This window comes from Arcobacter defluvii, assembly GCF_013201725.1.
Taxonomy (GTDB): domain Bacteria; phylum Campylobacterota; class Campylobacteria; order Campylobacterales; family Arcobacteraceae; genus Aliarcobacter; species Aliarcobacter defluvii.
In genome coordinates this window covers 2,908,236-2,922,012 of record NZ_CP053835.1, presented here as the reverse complement: position 1 = coordinate 2,922,012, position 13,777 = coordinate 2,908,236, and the positions used below count along the sequence as shown (strand labels likewise).

Genomic DNA, 13,777 nt, shown 5'->3' with positions numbered 1-13,777 from the left:
ATCATTTTATCTAATACTTATTAAAATTAAGTTAAAATGAATTTTAAAACATGATTTCAGTCATTTTATAAAGAGTAAAATTGTCAGTAAAAAATCAATTCTCAAAATACGCAAACGAGTATAAAAATCATAATATCATTCAACAAATTGTTGCAAAATCTCTTGTTCGTGAATTAAAATTTCAACCAAAAAGAATTTTAGAATTAGGTTGTGGTTCAGGTCAGGTTTTTAATCACATTTCATGGGAAGTTGAATTTTATAAAGCAATAGATGCTTCATCTTCAATGTGTGAATTACATCCAAAAGCAAATAATATAGAAGTTAAATGTCTAAATTTTGATACTGATGAGTTTATCAATGAAATTAAAAATGACAGTTATGACATTGTGTTGTCATCTTCAGCTCTTCAATGGTCAAATAATTTATCAAGAATAATAGAACAGCTTTCATCTATAACTAAAGAGATTAATGCAGTTTTATTTACATCAAATACATTTAAAACAATTCAGGAAATTACAAATACTAAATCACCTATATTAGATGAAGATTCTATAAAAAATTCATTCTTAAAATTTTTTAATTGTGAATTTGAAACTATATTATATAAATTAGAATTTGATAATAAAAAAGGTTTATTTGATTATATAAAAAAATCAGGTGTAAGTGGAGAGAAATCTCTTTCTTATAGTGATTCAAAAAAACTATATAAAGAGTATCCTTATAATTATTTAGAATTTGAAGTGATTTTTGTTAAAACAATTTCTAAATTATAAAGTTCATATCTTATATATTTGAAATTTTCACTATCTTTTATTGAAGTTAATTTTGTAAATTCTTCTAAAACTCTAGCACTTTCTTGAGCTCTTTTAAAATTTGCAATTAATATTGAATATAAATCAGTTCGATTTTGTTCACTTTTTATTGAACTTCTTAAAACATCATTTTTTACATCTCTTGTTTCAAGTAATTCTATATAGTTATCTAATCTTGCTAAATGTCTAAGGGATTTTAATTTTAAAGCAGTTTCTTTATCATTGTACATATATCTAAAGATATCTTCAACTACTCGAATACCTTCTCGTAATCTATTTAAATTGGCATCAATAAGTCTTAAAGTATTTGTCATAAAAAATGGAGTAAGACAAAAAGTCTTACTCTCTGTCTCCACTATTCATAATTCCAAGAATTTGTAATAATGAAATAAATAGATTAAAGAAATCTAAATATAAAGATAATGCTGCTTCAATAGGTGAATCATAATTACCTTTGATAATGTTTTGTGTATCATATAATATGAATGCTGAGAATAATAATGCTCCCACACTAGCTATTGCTAATTGCATCATTGAAGATTGAATGAAGATATTTGAGATACCAGCAACAATCATAATGATTAAAGCAATAAATAAAAATTTCCCCATAGCAGAAAAATCTCTTTTAGTTGTCATTGCGAACATTGAAATTCCACCAAATGCAACAGAAGTCATTAAAAATGCTTGACCAACAATAGATGCACCACTAGGCATTGCAAAAATTGAAGCTAATAATGGAGCAATTGTTAATCCTGTAATAAATGTAAATGCAAATAATACAGCTAAATTAACGCCTGGAGTATGTTTTACTCTTGGAATAACAAAAAATATTAATCCAAGTTCAATTGCAAATAGAACCCATTTCATTGGTCCCATTAATATAGAAACAATTCCTAATCCAATATATGCACCAGCTGTTGCTGCTAATAATGAACCAGCAAATAATTGATAAGTTGCTTTTAAAAAGCTCATTAATTGAACTTGAGATGATTCTTGTGCATATTGAGATGATTGATTTGATAGATAATCTCTATTATACATTTTTCTTTCCTTTTTTATAATTTACTAATAATATAACATAAGTTTGAAATATTATAGTTATATTTAAGCATATATATTAAACAAGAAAAGTAAATAGATGATTAATAAATAACATAAAATAATGAAAACCCAAGAAAAACCCAAGAAAAAGCGATAAAAAGATAGTAAAAAGAAGTAAAAGTGATAAAAAGAGGATAAATTTAAAAATTTAAGCTACATTTCAGCGTTAAGGTATTGACAAGCTAATAAAAATCTATTATAATTCCCGTCCAATTTGACTGGAACGCTTCAAACGAAAAGTGAGAAGAGATACGCTTCAATCGAGAGGGAATGATCTTTAAAAATAATTATAAACGTTTGTAAAGTAATCTTTATAAACCGAATATGAGACTCTTATAAAAATCTATGTTTGTTTAGATTAAAAATAAGAATAAATGTTAAATAAAAATATAAAAACAAGAGAATTTGGTAAAACAAATGCTTGTCTATAAAATTTGAGTGATAATTTTGTAATTGAAGAGTTATAAAATTTGTCAGTTTCAAAAGCTCTATAATTTATGGAGAGTTTGATCCTGGCTCAGAGTGAACGCTGGCGGCGTGCTTAACACATGCAAGTCGAACGAGAACGGATTATAGCTTGCTATAATTGTCAGCTAAGTGGCGCACGGGTGAGTAATGTATAGATAACCTGCCCTCTAGAAAGGAATAACAGATGGAAACGTCTGCTAATGCCCTATATGCCTTTAATACATAAGTATGCAAGGGAAACGCTTTAGTGCTAGAGGATGGGTCTGTATGGTATCAGCTTGTTGGTGAGGTAATGGCTCACCAAGGCAATGACGCCTAACTGGTTTGAGAGGATGATCAGTCACACTGGAACTGAGACACGGTCCAGACTCCTACGGGAGGCAGCAGTGGGGAATATTGCACAATGGACGAAAGTCTGATGCAGCAACGCCGCGTGGAGGATGACACATTTCGGTGCGTAAACTCCTTTTATATAGGAAGATAATGACGGTACTATATGAATAAGCACCGGCTAACTCCGTGCCAGCAGCCGCGGTAATACGGAGGGTGCAAGCGTTACTCGGAATCACTGGGCGTAAAGAGCGTGTAGGCGGGTATATAAGTCAGAAGTGAAATCCAATAGCTTAACTATTGAACTGCTTTTGAAACTGTATACCTAGAATGTGGGAGAGGTAGATGGAATTTCTGGTGTAGGGGTAAAATCCGTAGAGATCAGAAGGAATACCGATTGCGAAGGCGATCTACTGGAACATTATTGACGCTGAGACGCGAAAGCGTGGGGAGCAAACAGGATTAGATACCCTGGTAGTCCACGCCCTAAACGATGTACACTAGTTGTTGTGAGGCTCGACCTTGCAGTAATGCAGTTAACACATTAAGTGTACCGCCTGGGGAGTACGGTCGCAAGATTAAAACTCAAAGGAATAGACGGGGACCCGCACAAGCGGTGGAGCATGTGGTTTAATTCGACGATACACGAAGAACCTTACCTGGACTTGACATAGTAAGAACTTTCTAGAGATAGATTGGTGTCTGCTTGCAGAAACTTATATACAGGTGCTGCACGGCTGTCGTCAGCTCGTGTCGTGAGATGTTGGGTTAAGTCCCGCAACGAGCGCAACCCTCGTCATTAGTTGCTAACAGTTCGGCTGAGAACTCTAATGAGACTGCCTACGCAAGTAGGAGGAAGGTGAGGACGACGTCAAGTCATCATGGCCCTTACGTCCAGGGCTACACACGTGCTACAATGGGGTATACAAAGAGCAGCAATACAGTGATGTGGAGCAAATCTCAAAAATATCTCCCAGTTCGGATTGTAGTCTGCAACTCGACTACATGAAGTTGGAATCGCTAGTAATCGTAGATCAGCTATGCTACGGTGAATACGTTCCCGGGTCTTGTACTCACCGCCCGTCACACCATGGGAGTTGAACTCATTCGAAGCGGGGATGCTAAAGTAGCTACCTTCCACAGTGGATTCAGCGACTGGGGTGAAGTCGTAACAAGGTAACCGTAGGAGAACCTGCGGTTGGATCACCTCCTTTCAGAGAATTAAGTTAAGATTCGATTCTTAACTTAAAACTAAAAAGAAAGAGTTTTTATATTCGGTTTATAAAGATTATTTAAATAGGTAGTAAAAGGGGCCTATAGCTCAGCTGGCTAGAGCGCTCGACTGATAATCGTGAGGTCTCAGGTTCAAGTCCTGATAGGCCCACCATTAAATAATCTAGAAAGATTAATTTAGGTTGGGGAATTAGCTCAGCTGGGAGAGCGCCTGCTTTGCACGCAGGAGGTCAGCGGTTCGATCCCGCTATTCTCCACCACCTATTAAGAGTAAATGCGTAATAATTAATTTATAGAGTGATAAAGAAGTTAAATATAAGTTCAAAGGATATTGAATTTATATTTGATTTTCGAATCAAAATGATATTTAAAAATATAATGTTAAAGTCTTTAATTTTTTCGTAAGAATTAGATAACAGAAATGTTAAATAATTTAAAACAAAAAAAATTTCATATCTAAGAAATTAGATAGAACACAACATTATTTTATTGGATATATTTTAAATAATATGTTTAATAAGATAGTAGCCAAAGAATATTATCAAAAAGCGATAGAGTTTAACTCTATTTATTAATAAGCTATTAAGGGCTAATGGTGGATGCCTAGACTGTAAGAGGCGATGAAAGACGTATTAGGCTGCGATAAGCCTCGGGGAGCTGCCAAAGAGCTTTGATCCGGGGATTTCTGAATGGGGCAACCCAGTATATAGAGATATATATTACCCTACGGGGAGCTAACCTGGTGAAGTGAAACATCTCAGTAGCCAGAGGAAGAGAAATCAAACGAGATTCCGTCAGTAGCGGCGAGCGAAAGCGGATTAGGACAAACCCAATGCTTGCATTGGGGGTTGTAGGACCATAATGTGAGACTAAAGAGGATAGATGAAATACTTGGAAAAGTGTAGCATAGAAGGTGAAACTCCTGTAATTTAAATTCTCAATAGCTCTAATGGTATCCTGAGTAGGTCGGAACACGTGATATTTTGACTGAAACTGGGGGGACCACCCTCCAATCCTAAATACTACTTACAGATCGATAGTGAACAAGTACCGTGAGGGAAAGGTGAAAAGTACTCCAGCGAGGAGAGTGAAATAGAACCTGAAACCATTAGCTTACAATCATTCAGAGCCCTATGATTTATCAGGGTGATGGACTGCCTTTTGCATAATGAGCCTGCGAGTTGTGGTATCTGGCAAGGTTAAGTCAAGTACGAAGCCGTAGCGAAAGCGAGTCTTAATAGGGCGAATTAGTCAGATGCTGCAGACCCGAAACGAAGTGATCTATCCATGAGCAGGTTGAAGCTGGTGTAAGAGCCAGTGGAGGACCGAACCGATAGGCGTTGAAAAGTCTCCGGATGACTTGTGGATAGGGGTGAAAGGCCAATCAAACTTCGTGATAGCTGGTTCTCTCCGAAATATATTTAGGTATAGCCTTGTGTTGTAGCATATGGGGGTAGAGCACTGAATGGGCTAGGGCTGCTTACCGCGGTACCAAACCCTATCAAACTATGAATACCATATGTGGAATCACAGGAGTCAGGCGGTGGGTGATAAAATCAATCGTCGAGAGGGGAACAACCCAGACTAACAGCTAAGGTCCCTAAGTTACATCTAAGTGGAAAACGATGTGGAGTTACTGTGACAACCAGGAGGTTGGCTTAGAAGCAGCCATCCTTTAAAGAAAGCGTAACAGCTCACTGGTCTAGTGATTCTGCGCGGAAAATATAACGGGGCTAAGATGTACACCGAAGCTTTAGATTCAATTTTAATTGAGTGGTAGGAGAGCGTTCTATTCAGCGTAGAAGATGTACCGGTAAGGAGCGTTGGAGCGGATAGAAGTGAGCATGCAGGCATGAGTAGCGATAATTGAGGTGAGAATCCTCAACGCCGAAAACCCAAGGTTTCCTACGCGATGCTCGTCATCGTAGGGTTAGTCGGGACCTAAGTCGAGTCCGAAAGGGGTAGACGATGGCAAATTGATTAATATTTCAATACCAACATATAAGCGCGATGTGGGGACGCATAGAGTTAATCGAGGTCACTGATGGAATAGTGGCTCGAAGGACGTAGGCTGTTACTTAGGCAAATCCGGGTAACGTTAGGCCGAGATCTTACAGGCTCTTGACACTCTTCGGAGGAGATGGAGAATCGATGATACTGTCGTGCCAAGAAAAGCCACTAAGTATATTATATGTTGCCCGTACCGTAAACCGACACAGGTGGGTGGGATGAGTATTCTAAGGCGCGTGGAAGAACCCTGGTTAAGGAACTCTGCAAACTAGCACCGTATCTTCGGTATAAGGTGTGCCTACTATTGTATATGGACTTGCTCCAAAAAGCGATAGAGGTTGCAACAAAGAGTCCCTCCCGACTGTTTACCAAAAACACAGCACTTTGCTAACACGTAAGTGGATGTATAAGGTGTGACGCCTGCCCGGTGCTCGAAGGTTAACTGATGATGTCAGCGCAAGCGAAGCATTTGATTGAAGCCCGAGTAAACGGCGGCCGTAACTATAACGGTCCTAAGGTAGCGAAATTCCTTGTCGGTTAAATACCGACCTGCATGAATGGCGTAACGAGATGGGAGCTGTCTCAACCAGGGATCCAGTGAAATTGTAGTGGAGGTGAAAATTCCTCCTACCCGCGGAAAGACGGAAAGACCCCGTGCACCTTTACTACAGCTTGACACTGTAGCTTGGATATTCATGTGCAGGATAGGTGGGAGGCTATGATATATGGACGCAAGTACATATGGAGCCATCCTTGAGATACCACCCTTGAATATTTGAGTTACTAACTGCGTACAATTATCTTGTATCAGGACAATGTCTGGTGGGTAGTTTGACTGGGGCGGTCGCCTCCTAAAAAGTAACGGAGGCTTACAAAGGTTAGTTCATGGCGGATGGAAATCGCCAGTTGAGTATAATGGCATAAACTAGCTTGACTGTGAGACATACAAGTCGAACAGAGACGAAAGTCGGTCATAGTGATCCGGTGGTTCTGTGTGGAAGGGCCATCGCTCAAAGGATAAAAGGTACGCCGGGGATAACAGGCTGATCTCCCCCAAGAGCTCACATCGACGGGGAGGTTTGGCACCTCGATGTCGGCTCATCGCATCCTGGGGCTGAAGTAGGTCCCAAGGGTATGGCTGTTCGCCATTTAAAGCGGTACGCGAGCTGGGTTCAGAACGTCGTGAGACAGTTCGGTCCCTATCTTCCGTGGGCGTAGGAAAGTTGAAGAGATTTGTCCCTAGTACGAGAGGACCGGGATGAACGTACCACTGGTGTACCAATTGTTCTGCCAAGAGCATCGTTGGGTAGCTACGTACGGATGTGATAAGAGCTGAAAGCATCTAAGCTCGAAGCCAACTCTAAGATTAACTTTCCCTGAAGTTCCCAGCAAGACTAGCTGGTTGATAGGCTGGATGTGTAAGCGTTGTAAGGCGTTTAGCTGACCAGTACTAATAGAACGTTTGGCTTATTTTAAACAATTCTTTGGTTTACTATCTTATTAAATATATTTCTTATATTTAATATATATTGTGAAAAGACTTTAACATTATTTTTTCTTAACTCCTTTATGAGTTGAGTGTAAAGAGTATTTACATATTGAATCTTTCTTTATGTTTCTTCTTACTTTTTTCACTCAACTTTGCTGGTGGCTATAGAGAAGTGGAAATACCCAGTCCCATTCCGAACCTGGAAGTCAAGCACTTCATCGCCGATAATACTGCCGGGTCCCCTGGTGGAAACGTAGGCCGCTGCCAGCTCTTGAGTTTTTTATTTACCAAGCTTTTACTAATTTGAACTTCTTTACAGTTCCTCTTAGCAAAAGCTTTTTTTTTACCCCTCTATCCTTCCAGCCTTTGTTGCTTTTTATCCTTTTATTTGGTTTGTTTATTTCCTCATTACATAATACTTATTTCCATTTTATTTATTTTACAATGCATTATTTTTTAGATTTTATTTAGTTCTAGATGAACTATATTTAGCTTAGAAGGGTATTTCTTCTTTTAGGAGTACTTTTTTTACTTCTTATATTTGTTAGGGATTTATTTATTATTTGGAGGTCTTTTATATTTTTATATTTTTACATAAAAAAAGGGAAGAAATTATTCATTCCTCCCCCTTCTTCTTTACAAATCAAAATATTATAATCTTGATTCGTATCTTCTTAGCATGTATAATCTTTTTAACATTTTCTTTCTAGCAGATATTTTTTGTTTTTTTCTGATCTCTGTCATTGGCTCAAAATATCTTCTAGCTCTAGTTTCAGTAACAATAAGATTTCTATCACATTGTTTCTTAAACCTTCTATAAGCTTCGTCAAAAGATTCGCTATCTTTAACTTTAATGCCTGGCACTAAAATCACCCTCTTTCTTTTTAAATTTAGGTGTTGATTATATTTAAAGTTTACTTAATTCTTATTTAACTTATTTTTGAATAGAATAAACTTTTAGAATAAAGGAAAATCTTGGAATTAACTCATTTAGATAATAATAATAGACCAAAAATGGTTGATGTTTCAGATAAAAATGAAACAAAAAGAGTAGCAATTGCTTCTGGTGAAATAAAAATGTCTAAAGAAGCTTATGATGCAATAATTTCAAATAATACAAAAAAAGGTCCAGTTTTACAAACAGCTGTAATAGCTGCTATAATGGGTGTGAAAAAAACATCAGATTTAATTCCTATGTGTCATCCTTTATTATTAAGTGGTATTAATTGTGATATTGAAGAACAACCAAGTAAACCAGGATTTAAGTTAATTGTTACAGCAAAATTAAATGGACAAACTGGTGTTGAAATGGAAGCATTAACAGGCGTTTCTATTGGTTTATTAACTATTTATGATATGGTAAAAGCAATTGATAAATCAATGATTATTTCTAACATTCAATTAGAAAGTAAATCAGGTGGAAAAAGTGGAAATTTTAAAAGAGAGCAAATATGATTGATTTAAGTAAAGAAAAATTGGAATTAAATTACCCATGTAATTGGGAATATAAACTTATTGTTTTAGAACATATAAATATAAAATCTACTGTAAAAGATGTTATTTTAGATAGAGAACATAAAGTAAATGAATCGAAAGTTAGTAGTAAGGGAAAATATAAAAGTTATACTTTAGAAATGTTAGTACACAATGAAGATGATAGAAAAGAGATTTATAAAATGTTAGGTGACCATTCTAATATTAAAATGGTTTTATGATATAAATTAGTATCTTTTATTCAAAAGATACTAACTCTTTTTTGATTTTTTCTTGATTTAATTTCTTTTTTGCAACTTTATAATGTTCGTTGATCTTGTCATCATCATCTTTTATTAAAGTTTTTATTTCATCAAGTGATTTTCCTTCTTCAAAAGCTACAAAAACTTTGTACTCTTTTTTAGTAAATTTTCTTTTTAGAACTTCTTGTAATTCATCCTCTGGTTTTAATGTTCCAACAAGTTTATCAATATGTTTTAATAAAGATTCTGTAAAATTCATAAAATTCCCTTTTATTTAGTTAACCAATTTTCCATTGATTTTATATCATTATAAGAAGTCATATCAAGCATAACAGGTGTAATTGATACATAATTAGCTTTTATTGCTTCAAAGTCACAATCTTTATTTTGTGATTCTCTCCAAATTAGTGGATGCAAACCAATCCAATAAAACTCTTCTCCTCTTGGATTAAGATGTCTATGTGTATCATTACCATATTCTCTATATCCAGCTTTTGTAACTTTTATTCCATTACATTCATCAGCTTTGATTGGTGGAATATTAACATTTAAAAACTTTCTTTCATCTAATGGAAAATTGTTGCTAAAAATCTTTGTAACAAGTTCTATAATAGTTTTTTTAGCTAATTCAAAATCCCAATTATTTTGTATATCTTGACATCTATCACGGCAAACTTGAGAAATTGCAATTGCTGGAACTCCATGAATAACTGCTTCCATTGCTCCAGCTGCAGTTCCACTGTAAGTTATATCTTCACCCATATTTGCACCTATGTTTATTCCACTTATTACTAAATCAGGTTTATAACCTTCTTTAAATAGATTACTAATTGAAATAAATACACAATCAGTTGGACTTCCATCATCTATTTTATAAAAATCATCTTTTAAACAATCCATTCTAAGTGGTTTATCTAGAGTTAAAGAGTGCCCACATGCTGATTTATTTTTTGCCGGAGCTACAACTATAATTTTTGCAATAGAACTTAAAGCTTCAATTAAAGCTTTTAATCCAACTGCATCAAATCCGTCATCATTTGTTAGTAGTATCTGTTTCATCTACTATATAAGCTCCTTCTATTTTGTATATTAAATTTTCTATATTTGATGTTACTTTGAAACCTGTTTCAAGTTCTAGGTCTGCTAATTTTGATTTTATTAGAAGTTTTAATTCTCTTTTCCCTTGATTTTCAACTACAATTTCTAGTAGTTTGTATATTGTATTTTCATCATTTGAAAAAGGTAATGCTATTGTCAATGGTGGTTCTTGAATCTCTTTTTGTTTTGTTTTTACTTTTTCTTTTTGAGCATCTAAAATAGTTTCAATTTTTAAGATATTCATTCTTGTAAAATTTTCATCTTTTGAAATTCTTACTTTAAAAGCAATAGGTTCTTCAAGGTTATATGATTCTTTTAACTCTTTTAATCTATCTTCAAAAAGCATAAGTTCGATTGTTCCATGGAAATCCATAATTGTTGCAATTCCAAACTTATTGCCTTTTTTAGATATTTTTTCAGTTATATTTTCAATTTTCCCCACAAATAAAGCCTGACTACCATCATCAAGTTCATCAATTTGAGATGATAGAGTATAGTTGATTTTATCAATTTGTTCTCTATATTCATCAAGTGGATGTCCTGAAACATAAAAACCTAAAGATGCTTTTTCAAGTTCTAAAATATCTTTTGGGTCAAATTCAGGAATATGTTCAAGTTCTATATCAATTTTTGTTAATTCATCACTATCTCCAAAAAGTGAACCTGTTGCCATTTTTTTTGCAGTTGCAGCTTTACCTACTGTTTCAACAATTTTCTCAATTTGATCAAGAAGTGCACGTCTTGAGTATCCAAAACTATCAAAAGCTCCTGCTTTTGTAAGAGACTCAATAACTCTTTTATTTACTTTACTTCCATCAATTCTTGAAATAAAATCTGCTAAATCAGTAAATGGACCATCATTTCTTGCATTTAATATAGATTTTATAGCTACATCTCCTGCCCCTTTAATTGCTCCCATTCCAAACATAACAACTTCTTTTCCATCAATTTGTTTTGCTGAGAAAACTAAATCAGATTTATTGATATCAGGTGGAAATAAATCAAGTCCTAATCTTTTTACTTCATCGACATATTTTACAACCTTATCAGTATTATCTTTTTCAAGTGTTAAAAGTGCTGCCATAAATTCAGCTGGATAGTAGCATTTTAAATATGAAGTATAAAATGTTACAAGTGCATAGGCTGCTGAGTGAGATTTATTAAATCCATATCCAGCAAATTTTACAATCAGGTCAAATAGTTCTTCACAATGCTCTTTTACAAATCCTTTTTTAACTCCACCATCTGCAAACTCACCTTTTAGTCTATCCATCTCTTCTTTGATTTTTTTACCCATAGCCCGTCTAACTAAGTCGGCTCCTCCAAGTGAGAAACCTCCAATAGATTGTACGATTTGCATAACTTGCTCTTGGTAAACAATAACTCCATAAGTCGTTTCAAGTATGGGTCTTAATGGACCATCAAACTCATCATAGAAATAGTTTATTTGCGCTCGACCATGTTTTCTATCAATAAAGTCATCAAGCATTCCTGATTCCATTGGACCTGGTCTATAAAGTGCAAGAACGGCGATAACATCTTCAAAGTTTGATGGTTTTAATCTTTTACATAAATCTTGCATACCATCAGACTCTATTTGGAATAGTCCAATTGTATTTCCTGTTTGAATTAGGTCATAAACACCTTTGTCATTTACATCTGTTGTGATGAAATTTACACGTTTTCCATGTCTTTGTTCGATTAGTTTATTTGCTTCTTCAATAACAGTTAGAGTTTTTAAACCTAAAAAGTCGAATTTAATTAAGTCAACATCTTCTACATATTTTCCATTATATTGAGTTGCTAAAGTATCCAAACCACTAGGTTTAAAAAGTGGAGTTTTTTTCCATAAAGGTTCATTTGAAATAACAACTCCAGCTGCGTGAGTTCCTGCATTTCTATTTAGTCCCTCTAATGCTAAAGCATATTCCCAAACCCTTGCAGCTTGTGGGTCAGCTTCACAAAGTTCTTTTATTTTTGGTTCTTTTTCCCAAGAGTTTTTTAAATCAATTCCTAATTCATCAGGTATTAGTTTTGCCATGGCATCAGCTTTTGCATAAGGCATATCAAGAACTCTTGCAACGTCTCTAATAACTCCTTTTGCTAAAAGCTTACCAAAAGTGATAATTTGAGCAACGTTAGCTCGACCGTATTGTTGAACAACATAATCTATAATCTCTCCTCTTCTACTTTGACAGAAATCCATATCAATATCGGGCATGGATACCCTTTCTGGATTTAGGAATCTCTCAAAAAGTAAACCATAAGGAATAGGGTCAATATCTGTGATTTTTAAAGAAAAGGCAACTAAACTTCCTGCTGCTGAACCCCGTCCTGGACCAACTGGAATACCCATTCTTTTTGCAACAATAACGAAATCCCAAACGATAAGCATATATCCTGGGAATTTCATATTATTGATAATTTCTATTTCAACTTCAAGTCTATCTCTGTACTCTTGATGATGCTCCTCAGGAACTATTTTTAATCTATCTTCTAATCCCATTCGACATTCATGCATAAATAAAATTTTGTCATTTTCAAGAGAATATTCAAGTTCAGGTTCAGGTAGTGTTAAACCAGCTTCCGCTGATTTTTGTCTTGTAAATTTGAAATTTGGAGGAGTAGGATTTCCTAATTTTATAGTTAGATTACACTTATCTGCTATTTCTTGTGTAGCTTCAATAGCTTCAGGAATATCTGCATAAAGTTTTGCTATTTGCTCTGGCGATTTTAGATAAAACTCATGAACACTATGTCTTAGTCTATTTGGATCATCATAAAGTTTATTCATTGCAATACACATAAATGCTTCATGTGCATCGGCATCTTTTTGTTCTAAGTAGTGTGTATCATTTGTAGCAACAACTTTTATTCCAGTTTCTTGTGAAATTCTTAAGATTTGATCATCAACAAAGTGTTGGTCAGAAATTCCATGACGCATAATTTCTAAATAAAAATCGTCACCAAAAATCTCTTTATATTCAAGTGCAATTTTTTTTGCTTCTTCATAACCTTTTGCACCGTTTTTTACATTTCTTTCATTTTGTGTATTTAAATGCCAGTTTACTTCCCCTTGCAAACAAGCTGCACTACAAACTAAACCTTCAGAGTTTTCTCTTAAAAGTTTTTTATTAATTCTTGGATAATAGTAAAAACCATGCATATAAGCTTGAGAGCTCAAAAACATAAGATTTTTATATCCAATATCATTTTTTGCATATAAGCATAAGTGATATCTTTGTCTATTGGTTTTATCACCAATATCATCACTATTATGAATGTATGCTTCCATTCCAATAATTGGTTTTATTCCTTCATCTCTCATAGCATTATAAAAAGCAATGGCTCCAAACATGTTTCCATGGTCTGTCATGGCAACACTTGTCATTCCCATTTTTTTTACTTTTTTAGCTAGTGGTTTAATCTTATTTGCACCATCAAGTAATGAAAATTCTGTATGTAAATGTAGATGGGTAAATTGAGGTATTTGTGACATA

General features: G+C 34.6%; 9 protein-coding genes, 2 tRNA genes and 3 rRNA genes. 8 read left to right on the top strand and 6 right to left on the bottom strand.

What is annotated here, in order from left to right:
- Positions 1 to 80 precede the first annotated feature (80 nt).
- Positions 81 to 773, top strand: a complete 693-nt coding sequence (locus ADFLV_RS14625) for a methyltransferase domain-containing protein (RefSeq protein ID WP_129011828.1) — start codon at positions 81 to 83, stop codon at positions 771 to 773.
- Here the strand turns inward: ADFLV_RS14625 and ADFLV_RS14620 are convergent.
- The gene (locus tag ADFLV_RS14620) at positions 725 to 1,126 is read right to left on the bottom strand and encodes a thiamine-phosphate pyrophosphorylase (RefSeq protein WP_129011827.1); all 402 of its coding nucleotides are present in this window, start codon (positions 1,124 to 1,126) and stop codon (positions 725 to 727) included. The two genes, ADFLV_RS14625 and ADFLV_RS14620, sit on opposite strands and share 49 nt — an antisense overlap.
- A gap of 25 nt (positions 1,127 to 1,151) precedes the next feature.
- Positions 1,152 to 1,853 (bottom strand): Bax inhibitor-1/YccA family protein, encoded by a 702-nt coding sequence (locus ADFLV_RS14615; protein WP_014475454.1) that lies wholly within the window; start codon positions 1,851 to 1,853, stop codon positions 1,152 to 1,154.
- Positions 1,854 to 2,407: 554 nt separating this feature from the next.
- Between ADFLV_RS14615 and ADFLV_RS14610 the strand changes: the two genes are divergently transcribed.
- The 5 genes from ADFLV_RS14610 (at position 2,408) to rrf (ending at position 7,713) form a co-directional block, all read left to right on the top strand.
- Positions 2,408 to 3,925 (top strand): 16S ribosomal RNA (locus ADFLV_RS14610).
- 96 nt (positions 3,926 to 4,021) lie between these two features.
- A tRNA-Ile gene (locus tag ADFLV_RS14605) sits at positions 4,022 to 4,098 on the top strand.
- 30 nt (positions 4,099 to 4,128) lie between these two features.
- Positions 4,129 to 4,204, top strand: a tRNA-Ala gene (locus ADFLV_RS14600).
- Between the two features lie 312 nt (positions 4,205 to 4,516).
- A 23S ribosomal RNA gene (locus ADFLV_RS14595) occupies positions 4,517 to 7,429 on the top strand.
- A gap of 168 nt (positions 7,430 to 7,597) precedes the next feature.
- Positions 7,598 to 7,713 (top strand): 5S ribosomal RNA (gene rrf / locus ADFLV_RS14590).
- The 16S, 23S and 5S rRNA genes sit together here with 2 tRNA genes alongside, the layout of an rRNA operon.
- A 381-nt stretch (positions 7,714 to 8,094) precedes the next feature.
- Here rrf and rpsU read toward each other — a convergent pair.
- Positions 8,095 to 8,307 carry a 30S ribosomal protein S21 gene (gene rpsU / locus ADFLV_RS14585; RefSeq protein WP_041655391.1) on the bottom strand — a complete coding sequence of 71 codons (213 nt, stop codon included), beginning with the start codon at positions 8,305 to 8,307 and terminating at the stop codon, positions 8,095 to 8,097.
- Positions 8,308 to 8,418: 111 nt separating this feature from the next.
- Here rpsU and moaC point away from each other — a divergent pair, with 111 nt between their 5' ends.
- On the top strand, positions 8,419 to 8,898 hold the full coding sequence (moaC, locus tag ADFLV_RS14580; protein WP_129011870.1) for a cyclic pyranopterin monophosphate synthase MoaC: 480 nt from the start codon (positions 8,419 to 8,421) through the stop codon (positions 8,896 to 8,898).
- Positions 8,895 to 9,158: an HP0495 family protein gene (locus ADFLV_RS14575; protein ID WP_014475451.1), complete on the top strand. Its 264-nt coding sequence runs from the start codon at positions 8,895 to 8,897 to the stop codon at positions 9,156 to 9,158. Before moaC ends, ADFLV_RS14575 begins: the two co-directional genes overlap by 4 nt.
- A gap of 16 nt (positions 9,159 to 9,174) precedes the next feature.
- Here ADFLV_RS14575 and ADFLV_RS14570 read toward each other — a convergent pair whose 3' ends face one another.
- From ADFLV_RS14570 to dnaE, 3 genes are read right to left on the bottom strand one after another with little or no spacing between them, the layout of a single operon-like run.
- On the bottom strand, positions 9,175 to 9,438 hold the full coding sequence (locus ADFLV_RS14570) for a hypothetical protein (RefSeq protein WP_129011871.1): 264 nt from the start codon (positions 9,436 to 9,438) through the stop codon (positions 9,175 to 9,177).
- A gap of 11 nt (positions 9,439 to 9,449) precedes the next feature.
- A complete protein-coding gene (gene surE / locus ADFLV_RS14565) occupies positions 9,450 to 10,238 on the bottom strand; it encodes a 5'/3'-nucleotidase SurE (protein ID WP_129011872.1) in 789 nt (262 codons plus the stop codon).
- Positions 10,213 to 13,776, bottom strand: a complete 3,564-nt coding sequence (dnaE, locus tag ADFLV_RS14560) for a DNA polymerase III subunit alpha (RefSeq protein ID WP_129011873.1) — start codon at positions 13,774 to 13,776, stop codon at positions 10,213 to 10,215. The genes surE and dnaE overlap by 26 nt, the downstream gene beginning before the upstream one ends.
- Position 13,777: the final 1 nt, after the last annotated feature.

What these genes read in the sequence shown, in the direction of transcription:
- ADFLV_RS14615 (WP_014475454.1), bottom strand. Translation starts at nt 1,853, where the DNA reads ATGTATAATAGAGATTATCTATCAAATCAATCATCTCAATATGCACAA.
- surE (WP_129011872.1), bottom strand. Translation starts at nt 10,238, where the DNA reads ATGAAACAGATACTACTAACAAATGATGACGGATTTGATGCAGTTGGA.
- ADFLV_RS14620 (WP_129011827.1), bottom strand. Translation starts at nt 1,126, where the DNA reads ATGACAAATACTTTAAGACTTATTGATGCCAATTTAAATAGATTACGA.
- ADFLV_RS14575 (WP_014475451.1), top strand. Translation starts at nt 8,895, where the DNA reads ATGATTGATTTAAGTAAAGAAAAATTGGAATTAAATTACCCATGTAAT.
- dnaE (WP_129011873.1), bottom strand. Translation starts at nt 13,776, where the DNA reads ATGTCACAAATACCTCAATTTACCCATCTACATTTACATACAGAATTT.
- ADFLV_RS14570 (WP_129011871.1), bottom strand. Translation starts at nt 9,438, where the DNA reads ATGAATTTTACAGAATCTTTATTAAAACATATTGATAAACTTGTTGGA.